This window comes from Aquiluna sp., from assembly GCF_965064355.1.
Genome location: NZ_CBCHRQ010000048.1, coordinates 1 through 10,465, shown reverse-complemented (window position 1 = coordinate 10,465; position 10,465 = coordinate 1). Strand labels below are relative to the sequence as shown.

General features: G+C 53.5%; 8 protein-coding genes, 1 tRNA gene, 1 other RNA gene and 1 pseudogene. 3 read left to right on the top strand and 8 right to left on the bottom strand.

Annotated features, from left to right (window positions below; genetic code table 11):
* Together AC128V_RS05110 and sp36 are read right to left on the bottom strand one after the other, a co-directional pair.
* Nucleotides 1-242: RidA family protein (locus AC128V_RS05110; protein ID WP_482763604.1), on the bottom strand; the 242-nt coding region annotated here is incomplete at its 3' end.
* The gene (gene sp36, locus AC128V_RS05105) at nucleotides 239-394 is read right to left on the bottom strand and encodes a Sp36 family protein (protein WP_482763603.1); all 156 of its coding nucleotides are present in this window, start codon (nucleotides 392-394) and stop codon (nucleotides 239-241) included. The genes AC128V_RS05110 and sp36, both read right to left, overlap by 4 nt.
* 41 nt (nucleotides 395-435) lie before the next feature.
* On the opposite strand from sp36, the gene AC128V_RS05100 reads away from it, so the two are divergent.
* The gene (locus tag AC128V_RS05100) at nucleotides 436-2,982 is read left to right on the top strand and encodes a transglycosylase domain-containing protein (protein WP_482763602.1); all 2,547 of its coding nucleotides are present in this window, start codon (nucleotides 436-438) and stop codon (nucleotides 2,980-2,982) included.
* On the top strand, nucleotides 2,973-3,800 hold the full coding sequence (locus tag AC128V_RS05095; RefSeq protein ID WP_482763601.1) for a metallophosphoesterase: 828 nt from the start codon (nucleotides 2,973-2,975) through the stop codon (nucleotides 3,798-3,800). Before AC128V_RS05100 ends, AC128V_RS05095 begins: the two co-directional genes overlap by 10 nt.
* Here AC128V_RS05095 and AC128V_RS05090 read toward each other — a convergent pair.
* The 6 genes and pseudogenes from AC128V_RS05090 to AC128V_RS05065 form a co-directional block, all read right to left on the bottom strand.
* Nucleotides 3,797-4,864, bottom strand: a complete 1,068-nt coding sequence (locus tag AC128V_RS05090; protein ID WP_482763600.1) for an aspartate-semialdehyde dehydrogenase — start codon at nucleotides 4,862-4,864, stop codon at nucleotides 3,797-3,799. The genes AC128V_RS05095 and AC128V_RS05090 overlap by 4 nt on opposite strands.
* A gap of 3 nt (nucleotides 4,865-4,867) precedes the next feature.
* Complete coding sequence (locus AC128V_RS05085; protein ID WP_482763599.1) at nucleotides 4,868-6,133, bottom strand: aspartate kinase; 1,266 nt, start codon at nucleotides 6,131-6,133, stop codon at nucleotides 4,868-4,870.
* 54 nt (nucleotides 6,134-6,187) lie between these two features.
* Entirely contained in the window at nucleotides 6,188-6,784 is a 597-nt protein-coding gene (gene recR, locus AC128V_RS05080; protein ID WP_482763598.1) for a recombination mediator RecR, read from the bottom strand.
* A gap of 296 nt (nucleotides 6,785-7,080) precedes the next feature.
* Nucleotides 7,081-8,508: pseudogene (gene dnaX, locus AC128V_RS05075) on the bottom strand (DNA polymerase III subunit gamma/tau); the annotation flags it as partial.
* Nucleotides 8,509-8,564: 56 nt separating this feature from the next.
* Nucleotides 8,565-8,660: signal recognition particle sRNA small type (gene ffs / locus AC128V_RS05070), an RNA gene on the bottom strand.
* A 67-nt stretch (nucleotides 8,661-8,727) separates the two neighbouring features.
* Nucleotides 8,728-10,215 (bottom strand): CoA-acylating methylmalonate-semialdehyde dehydrogenase, encoded by a 1,488-nt coding sequence (locus AC128V_RS05065; RefSeq protein WP_482763597.1) that lies wholly within the window; start codon nucleotides 10,213-10,215, stop codon nucleotides 8,728-8,730.
* A gap of 106 nt (nucleotides 10,216-10,321) precedes the next feature.
* Between AC128V_RS05065 and AC128V_RS05060 the strand changes: the two genes are divergently transcribed.
* A tRNA-Ser gene (locus AC128V_RS05060) sits at nucleotides 10,322-10,409 on the top strand.
* The last annotated feature ends 56 nt before the right edge of the window (nucleotides 10,410-10,465 follow it).

Genomic DNA, 10,465 nt, shown 5'->3' with positions numbered 1-10,465 from the left:
AGCACGCTCTTGATTGCAGCCAGCGCATTTAGGGCACAGCGCTGAGCAATCTCCTTGGCAAACTCCGGAGAAATCTCATTTCCAACCTTGCCGGTCGCCATCAGGACACCATCAACCAGAGGAATCTGGCCGGCGGTGAACACCAGATTGCCCGAGATCACAGCTGGAACATAGGCACCAGCTGGAGTTGCAACGTTTGGTAGCTCGAGTCCTAGATCGGCTAGCTTTTGCTCGATGGTCATGCCTGCACCTGACGCTTGAAGAAAGCAATTAGGCCACCCTGCGGCCCTGTGGTCACCTGAACTAGCTCCCAACCCTGGTTACCCCAGGTGTTCAATATCTGAGTTTCTTTGTGAAGTAGCAGGGGGGTTGTGATGTATTCCCACTTAGTCATTAACAGCTCCGTTTCAGCAAGGGACAGGTAACCTAGAGTCTATGTCCGGAAAGAAATCTCAATCCGCGCTGACCAACTTACTGAAGTTTGGCTTACTCAGTGCAGTAGCCGGTGTGTTGTCGGTAGCAATCTTGGCTCCGATGGCAGCCGTCGCAGGTGTCGCAGCATCTACCGGTGCTGGCCTATTTGAAGGCCTACCCGCCTACATCAAGCCAGTAAATGCTTCCCAGGCTTCGACCATTTATGCGCTACGCGATGGCAAGCCGGTCAAGATGGCAGATTTCTACCACGAGAACCGCATTGAGGTCCCTTTTGAGGAGATCTCCCCCAACCTAATCAACGCCGTCATCGCGGTTGAGGATCCAAGATTTTATGAGCACGGTGGTGTGGACATCATCTCGCTTTTACGAGCAACCCTGACCAACCTAGCCACCTTCGGTGAAGGTCCTGGTGCGTCCACCATCACGATGCAGTACGTCCGCCAGTCTCAGGTGGAGGTAGCGAATCTAACTGGCGATGCTGAGGCAATTGCGGCCGCGACTGAGGTAACTGTCGGTCGAAAGCTTCGTGAGATTCGACTAGCTATCGCTTTGGAAAACGAAGTGGAAAAGAAGGAAATCCTCGCCGGATATCTGAACCTAGTGTTCTTAGGAAACCAGATCAACGGCGTTGAAACCGCTAGCCAGTACTACTTTGGCACCAGTGCCAAGAACCTAAATGTGCCGCAATCTGCCTATCTTGCCGCCATGCTGAAATCCCCAAATGATTACAAGCCAGATAACTCTGAGAACCTAGAGCGCGGCATCGGTCGCAGGAACTATGTGATTCAAGCGATGGCTGATGAGGGCTTCATCACACAGGTCGAGGCCGATGGCTACAAAGAGTCTCCGATTCAAACCAAAATCACCAAGACCCGACAGGGTTGCGAAGCAAATCAATCAAGCGCTTTCTTCTGTGACTTTACGGTTTGGACAATTCGTAACTCAACCGAGTTTGGTGAGACTGCGGAAGACCGTGAAATGCTGCTTCGTCGCGGTGGACTTGAGATTTACACAACCCTGGACCTAGATGTTCAAGAGGTGGCCTTCAATGCCACCATGGATCAACTACCTGGCGATAACGAGTGGGCCTTTGGAACTGCCTCGGTGTCGGTTGAGGTTGGCACCGGACGAGTGCTGGCGATGGTCCAAAACCGCTTCTTCGACCAATCTGATAATCCAGAGCCTGGCCGCACATCGGTGAACTTCAATACCGACAAGCCCTTTGGTGGCTCCTCTGGCTTCCAGCCTGGATCGACCTACAAGGTCTTTACTCTGGCCGAATGGCTAAAGAACGGCTATACCCTCGGAGATCACGTTGACGGTCGAATCTTCACCGGAGAAGACGTTGACCTTGATGGCGCAGCCGACAAGGTAAAGATCTGGAACGTGGAGAAAGATTTCCGCGCCAGCTGTGGTGGCGTGGTTGGACTCTGGGAGGTCAATAACTCCGGAGACCAGACCATCGATGACCTAAGCGTTCGTCAGGCCGTTGTGACCTCGCAGAACACTGCATTTGCGGCCATGGCGTCGAAACTTGACCTCTGCGGAATTCGTGACACCGCGGCATCTTTTGGCGTGCACCGCGCGGATGGTACTGAGCTGCTGTACGTACCGGCAACCATCTTGGGGACCAATGAAATTGCGCCACTTACTATGGCTGCTGCCTACGCGGGAATCTCAAATAATGGAACCGTCTGTTCCCCGGTTGCAATCGACAAGGTGATCCTTAGAGGCAGCAACGAAGAACTTGAAGTACCAAAGACCATCTGCTCACAAGCAGTCAGCCCAGATATTGCGCACGCCATGATTGAAGCCATGCGTGGCGTAGTCTCCGGTGGAACCGGTGCTGCTGCAAACCCAGGCGATGGCACTCCGCTTGCTGGCAAGACCGGTACCACGGACCAGCGCATCCACACCTGGATGAATGGATTCTCTACGAAGGTCGCAACCGCAACCTGGGTCGGAAATGTCTCTGGTCTAACCACACAGTCTTCCAAGAGCATCAATGGGCGAGCAGTCTCAACCATTCGACACTCGATCTGGAAAGCGATCATGACCGAGGTCAACAAACGCTACGTAGGCGAAGATTTCCCTGCCGCGCTGCCGCAGTACACCGCAGCCACCATGATCACAATTCCAAATACCACTGGTATCGATCTGGAGACAGCCAAGCTAACCATCACCGGAGCACAGCTAAACATCGCGATCCAAAAGAGTGAGGTTTCCTCAACCGCCCCTGCCGGCACCGTTGCCTACACAATTCCAGCCGCCGGTCAGACCCTCCCACTCGGTTCGATTGTGAAGGTCTTTATATCAGCCGGCGGCAAGCAATTGGTTCCAAACGTCCGTGGGCTAGAACTAAACCAGGCGAAGGCAAACCTAGAAGCTATGGGCTTCACAGTTTCTTTGCCGCAGTCCAGTCAGAGCCAGCTAAAGCAATGTGATCCGGCTCTTGCCGAAGGCGTTGCCAACAGCACCCTGCCAGCAGCAGGTTCAGAGATTAGTGCCAACAGCGCGATTGTTTTGATACCGAACCAATGTGGCTAGCCGGTAACGCTGGGCCATTTGCGCTTAGAGAGGTAGAGCTTGCAATCGGCTTGGACAAGCCGATTCGAGTGCTTCACATTTCCGATATCCACTTTGCGCCTGGGCAAAACAAAAAGGCGGGTTTCCTAAAAGAACTAGCGGGTCTGAACCCTGACCTAGTGGTAAACACCGGCGACAACCTAGGGCACAAAGACGCGATAAACCCTTGCCTGAGCGCACTTAGACCACTTTTTGACTTCCCTGGTGTTTTTGTGAACGGTTCAAACGATTACCGAGCACCAAAGTTTAGAAATCCGCTGAGCTATTTCCAGGGGCCATCAGAGGTGCGCAACGAAGTTGATCTAGACACCAAACGCTTCACCTCGGAGCTCAAAGGTGCTGGTTGGCTGGATCTCAACAACCAGTCTGGATTACTTGATGTAGCGGGCACAAAACTTGGATTTATGGGGCTGGACGATCCTCATGAAAACCTTGATGATCTTGATTCGCTAGCGATACAAAAGCACTCGCTTGTCGAAGCCGATCTTTTGATTGGTGTTGCCCACGCGCCATACCTGCGAGTAATCGAGGCCTTCACAAACCAAGACGCCAGTGTGATCTTTGCCGGACACACTCACGGTGGTCAGGTTTGTTTGCCGGGTTCAAAAGCTTTGGTCACCAACTGTGATTTGCCAACCGAATACGCCCAAGGTGTTAGCGGTTGGGAGTTTGGAGACAAACAGAGCTTGCTACACGTTTCTGGTGGCATGGGTTGCTCGATATTTGCACCGGTCAGACTGTTCTGCCCGCCAACTGCAACGCTTCTAACTATTAGTTAGCCAAGCTCCGCAGCTACTAGCTCGGCGATCTCGTAGGTGTTAAGTGCAGCACCCTTGCGCAAGTTATCTCCAACCACAAACAGGTCAATGGTGTTTGGGAAGTCCTGGGCCTGGCGAATACGGCCGACAAAGGTTGGGTCCTGACCGGCAACGTGTGCTGGGGTTGGGTAGATGCCATTCGCTGGATCATCCATCACTACAACTGTTGGCTGCTTCTCAAGCTCTGCTCGGACCTCATCCGCGGTTAGCGGGTTGGCGAAGGTTGCGTGCACGGACAGCGAGTGCGCAACCTGAACTGGAACGCGAACGCAGGTGGCAGCAACCTTTAGATCCTTGATGCCCAAAATCTTGCGAGATTCGTTGCGGACCTTTAGCTCCTCGGAGGAGTGTCCGTCTTCCTTTAGCGAACCAGCCATAGGAATCACGTTTAGCGCAATTGGCACCGGCCAAAGTGAATCAGAAAGCGGGGCACCGTGAGCGTTGACGGTTGCGGTCACATTGTCTGAAACCAAACCGGCATCCTGGTTGTTGGCAACGGCCTGGATCTCACGCTGCAGGCGCTCAATTCCAGGAGCACCAGCGCCAGATACTGCTTGGTAGGAAGATACGACCAACTCGGTTAGCTGCCACCTGCGGTGCAGAGCACCAAGAGCAGCCATCATGGTCAAGGTGGTGCAGTTAGGGTTTGCGATGATTCCCAGTGGACGAGACTTGGCCGCGTGTGGGTTGACCTCCGGAACCACAAGTGGCACCTCAGGGTTCATGCGGAAAGCTGCTGAGTTATCAACTGCGACAACGCCCTTGGCGGCAGCAATTGGAGCCCAGATCTCGCTGACCTCGTCTGGGACGTCGAACATTGCAATGTCGATGCCATCGAATGCTTCTTCGCTCAGGGCAACAACGGTGTGAGGGGTGCCGTGAACCATAATCTCTTTACCAGCCGAACGTGGAGATGCAATCAGGCGAATCTCGCCCCAAATGTTCTCTCGTGCGTTGATGATGTCAATCATCACGGTGCCAACGGCTCCGGTTGCTCCAACTAGTGCAAGATTTGGTTTTGACATTAGCTACCTTCCAGAACCGGCGTAGATCACTGCGGTGTCAGCGGCGTCAAGATCGAAGGCGGTGTGGACGATGCGAGTAGCTTCTTTGAGCTGATCTGCACGAGTAACCACAGAGATGCGAATTTCGGAGGTTGAAATCATCTCAATGTTGATACCAGCGCGAGCAAGCGCGCCAAAGAACTTGGCGGAAACACCGGATGAGGTCTTCATACCAGCTCCAACAATGGAAAGCTTTCCGACCTCGTCATCGTATGAGACCGACTGGAACCCAACCTCGGCCTGCTTGGCCTTGAGGGCCTCAACAACCTTTGGACGGTCAACGTGCAGCAGGGTGAAGGAGATATCGCTCAGGTGATTCTCAGTGGTTGAAACGTTCTGAACGATCATGTCGATGTTCGCACCCGACTCTGCGACCACCTGGAACACCTCGGCCGCCTTACCTGGACGGTCTGGCAATCCCACCACGGTGATCTTGGACTGGGTGTCATCTGATGCAACACCTGAAACGACTGGTTCTTCCACTTCATCTCCTGGCTGGTTGGTGTAAACGAGGGTGCCCGGGTCAAGGCTAAAGGTTGAACGAACCCTAAGTGGTACCGAGTGACGGCGAGCAAACTCCACCGCGCGAATGTAAAGAATCTTGGCTCCGGATGAGGAGAGTTCAAGCATTGAATCAATGTCAATCTGGAACAGCTTGTGTGCTCTTGGAACCACGCGTGGGTCTGCAGTGTAAATACCGTCAACGTCCGAGTAAATCTCGCAGACATCGGCCTTTAGCGATGCTGCAAGGGCAACCGCCGTGGTGTCAGATCCACCGCGACCCAAGGTCGTGACATCACCAGTCTCAAATGAGAAGCCTTGGAATCCAGCAACGATGGCAACTTCGCCAGCATCTAGAGCGGTTTTTACTCTTGCTGGTTCAATCTTCCAGATGCGAGCAGAGCCGTGGTTGGAATCGGTTGAGATACCAGCCTGGTATCCGGTGAAAGACTTGGCCTTGCCACCCATTTCCTGGATGGCCATTGCAAGCAGTGACATTGAAATGCGCTCGCCCGCGGTTAGCAGCATGTCCATTTCACGGCTACCGCGGTGAATCGATACCGAATCCGCCAGATCAATAAGTTCATCGGTGGTGTCGCCCATTGCTGAAACCACAACTACAACCTGGTTGCCCTCTGACTGAGTCTTTAGAACGCGCGCAGCTACATGCTTGATCTTCTCAGCGTCAGAGACGGAAGACCCACCGAATTTCTGCACGATTAGTGCCAAGGGGCTCTCCTTGGAAAAAAGGGGGATTCTACCTCCGTGGTAGTGCCCCCAATTCTAGTTGACTCGGCGTCTACCCTCAAAGGCTCTGCCCAAAGTCATATCGTCCGCATATTCCAGATCGCCACCCACTGGAAGACCGGAAGCGAGCTTGGTGACCGAGATTTCCATGGCACCGAGGAGCCTGGTTAGGTAGGTGGCAGTTGCCTCACCCTCAAGATTTGGATTGGTTGCCAAAATGACTTCCTTGATCCCAGGATCAGCCAAACGCTTCATCAAATCCTTGATGCGAAGCTGGTCGGGGCCAACTCCGGCAATTGGTGAAATAGCTCCACCGAGTACGTGATAGCTACCGCGGAATTCTCTGGTGCGCTCAATTGCGTTGATGTCCTTGGAGTCCTCAACCACGCAGATAACGCTCAAATCGCGCTTAGGGTCAACGCAGATGCCACATTTTTGGTTCTCTGAAACATTTCCGCAGATCTCGCAAAAGCGAACCTTTTGCTTTACCTCTCGAAGCACATCGGCCAACTTGTTCACCGATTCAAGGTCAGATTCGATTAGGTGGAAAGCGATGCGCTGGGCAGATTTAGGACCGACTCCCGGGAGGCGACCAAGCTCGTCAATAAGTTCCTGAACAATGCCGTCGTACATTAGTTCTCGTCACCCTTGATTGGAGTGGCGCCCAAAACTTCTCGCAGGAAGAACTCCCCTGCTTGCTCATCCTCAGCAGCCACCGGCTGTTGGATGACCTCGGTAACCGGTTCTTGAGCTTCAATCTCTTCTTCGGTAACAAACTCTTCTGCAGCCGTTGGCTCAACCACCGCAGCGGTGACAGGAGCTGGGGCTTGCTCGGCAACCTTCGCGCGATACTTCACGACCACACCAAGTTTTTCCTTGATGACAGTTCTTAGAACTTCAGAAGCGCCCTGTGAGATCTTGAATGCATCTACATCTCGCTGTGACTGGAACAAAAGAGTTAGTACATCGCCTTCAAAATCCAAAACCTTCGTGGTGAAAGCAACCGCCCATGCCGAGCGTGACTTCTTGGCAAGTGCATCCAGGATGTCCTGCCATCCGCTCTTGAAAGACGCTGTGCTTAGGGGACCTTGGGCAACTGGCTCTGACTTTTTAGCAGCTGGCTCAGGTGCAGCCTCAACCTTGACGGCTGGAGCTTTTGCTGGGGGTGCAGCTTCGACTGGTGCAGTGGTCTTTACTGGAGCTGGTGCCTGAACCTTAGCTGGTGCTGGCTCCACGCTGCGCTTTACCGGAGCTTCGATGGCAGGAGCTAGCACTCTTGCGCAAAGCAGTTCAAGCTGAAGCCTTGGGTTTGATGCCGCAGAGGTGTCAGCCAGTGCCTTTGAAGTGGCTTCCGCAGCCGAAGTGAGCTGATTCAGACCAAAGCGGTTCGCCTGAATGGTCAAGATATCAAACTGCTCAGGACCTAGGCCCCTAAGGATTGCGCGAGCTGCATCGCCGAGTGATGAGACCAGCATCAAATCGCGAATGCGCTCAAGAAGATCCTCCAAGAATCGTCTAGCGTCCTGGCCAGATTGAATAACCTTGTCCACCGCAGCAAAGGCTTTTGCCGGATCAATCTCAGCAAAGGCATCAATTACTTCGCTCATCAGCTGATCGTGAGTGAAACCCAAGAGGTTCACTGCTCGCGCGTAGGCAATCTCTTTAGTGTCGCTACCGGCGATTAGCTGGTCCAACAAGCTCAATGCATCTCGCACCGAACCGCCAGATGCTCTAACCACAAGCGGCATTACGCCACCTTCTGCGCTAAAGCCCTCTGACTCCAATACCGAGGTCAAATACTCCAGCAACTCCCCCGGTGGCACGAGGCGGAATGGGTAGTGGTGAGTGCGGGAACGGATTGTTCCAATGACTTTGTCTGGCTCCGTGGTGGCGAAGATGAACTTCACGTGGGCAGGTGGTTCTTCGACAATCTTTAGTAGTGCGTTGAAACCCTGGGTGGTGACCATGTGGGCCTCATCGAGGATGAAGATCTTGTAGCGGTCGCGAGCCGGCGCAAAGATTGCTCGCTCCCTGAGGTCACGAGCATCATCAACACCGTTGTGGCTGGCAGCGTCAATCTCAACAACATCTAGCGAACCTGAACCGCCGCGCGATAGATCAATGCAAGATGGGCATTTGCCACAGGGAGTATCAGTTGGACCTTCCGCGCAGTTTAGGCAGCGAGCCAAGATTCTTGCCGAGGTGGTCTTTCCGCAACCGCGAGGGCCGGAGAAAAGATAAGCGTGGTTTACACGGTCTGCTCGAAGTGCAGACATCAGTGGCTCTACAACCTGAGTTTGCCCAATCAGCTCCGTAAAGGATTCTGGGCGATAGCGGCGGTAGAGAGCGGTAGTCACGCCCCAAGCCTAACCCCCAAATCAGACATTGATTTGTCTTGGGGAAGGTGTGTGAATAAAGCGACTCCCCGTGCACCCGCCAGAGCTCAGTTACCCTTGCTACCTCTCGGTCCTGGGGGATTAGCCAAGGTGACGCCACACGAGGAGTCGCCTCAAATTCTACGGCAGATTAGCCTCGAGTACACCCGAGCGTGAATCCAGGCGGTTACGTTATCCCAACTAGTTCTGTGGGAAGCCCAGGTTGATGCCACCGTGGCTTGGGTCAAGCCAGCGTGATGTGATGACCTTGGTCTGGGTAAAGAATCTAAAGCCCTCTTCGCCATGTGCTCTGGAATCTCCAAATAGCGAGTGCTTCCAACCGCCAAAGGAGAAGTAAGCAACCGGCACTGGAATCGGCACGTTGATACCGATCATGCCGACTTCAACCTCGTGTTGGAACCTTCTGGCTGCTCCGCCATCGTTGGTAAAGATTGCAGTTCCATTTCCAAAAGCACCGGAGTTGATAAGGTCCAGACCTTCTTGGTAGCTTCCCACTCGAACCACCGACAGCACCGGACCAAAGATCTCCTCTTGGTAGACCTTGGAGGACAGTGGCACCTTGTCAATCAAGGTTGGTCCTAGCCAGAAACCATTTGGTGCACCATCGGCAACCACACCTCGACCATCCACCACAATTTCTGCGCCATCCTGGGCTGCGATCTCGATGTATGACTCAACCTTGTCGCGGTGAACTTTGGTCACTAGCGGTCCCATGTCGCAAGAGCGGCGGCCGTCGCCAACCTTGATCTGCGACATGCGCGAAGCGATCTTTGAAATCAAGTCATCGGCCACAGGCTCAACTGCAACCACAACGGAGATTGCCATGCAGCGCTCGCCCGCCGAACCAAATCCGGCGTTGATTGCAGAGTCTGCAACCAGGTCAAGATCAGCATCTGGCAAAACCAACATGTGGTTCTTTGCTCCACCCAGTGCCTGCACTCGCTTACCGTGCTTGGCTGCGGTTTCGTAAATGTACTGAGCGATTGGAGTAGATCCAACAAACGAAATCGATGCCACATCTGGGTGAGTCAAAAGCCCATCTACTGCTTCTTTATCGCCGTGCAAAACATTGAATACACCATCCGGAAGACCAGCCTCTTTCCAAAGCTTCGCCAACCACATGGCCGCGGAAGGATCCTTCTCGCTTGGCTTTAGCACCACACAGTTACCGGCTGCGATTGCCACCGGGAAGAACCACATTGGAACCATCGCTGGGAAGTTGAATGGGCTGATGATTCCCACCACTCCCAAAGGCTGCTTGATCGAATAAACATCAACGTTGGTTGAGGCGTTCTCGGAGTATTCGCCCTTGAGCATCTGCGGCATACCGCAGGCAAACTCAACTACCTCTTGACCGCGAGTGATTTCACCCATCGCATCCGAGAGCACCTTGCCGTGCTCCTCGGTGATGATGGCTGCAAGCTCACCCTTACGAGCATCGAGTAGCTCGCGGAACTTGAAAATGATGCCCAGACGTTTTGCCAGGGTGGCATCTCTCCAGGCGGGGAATGCGGCCTTGGAAGATGCGATGGTCTTCTGAATTTCAGCTTGGTTAGCAAAGCCAACCTGCTTTGTGACTTCACCAAGAGCTGGGTCATAGACGTCACCTAAGCGACCAGAGTTGCTTTTTACCTCGGCACCATCAATCCAGTGTCCAATAAGGCTCATCTTTGAATCCCACTATCTGCCCATCAAGGCTTTGCAACCATGCTAGCCAATCATGAGATTCAAAATTCTTGGTTTCACAGGCTGTTTTCGGGCTAAACTCTCCCTCGGAGAATTCGCCTAGTGGCCTATGGCGCCAGCTTGGAAAGTTGGTTGGGTGCAAGCCCTCGGGGGTTCGAATCCCCCATTCTCCGCCAGCAACTCCCTTGATTTAGAGCCTGAGAAGGCACTTCTGAGAGGGAGTTTTTGTTTG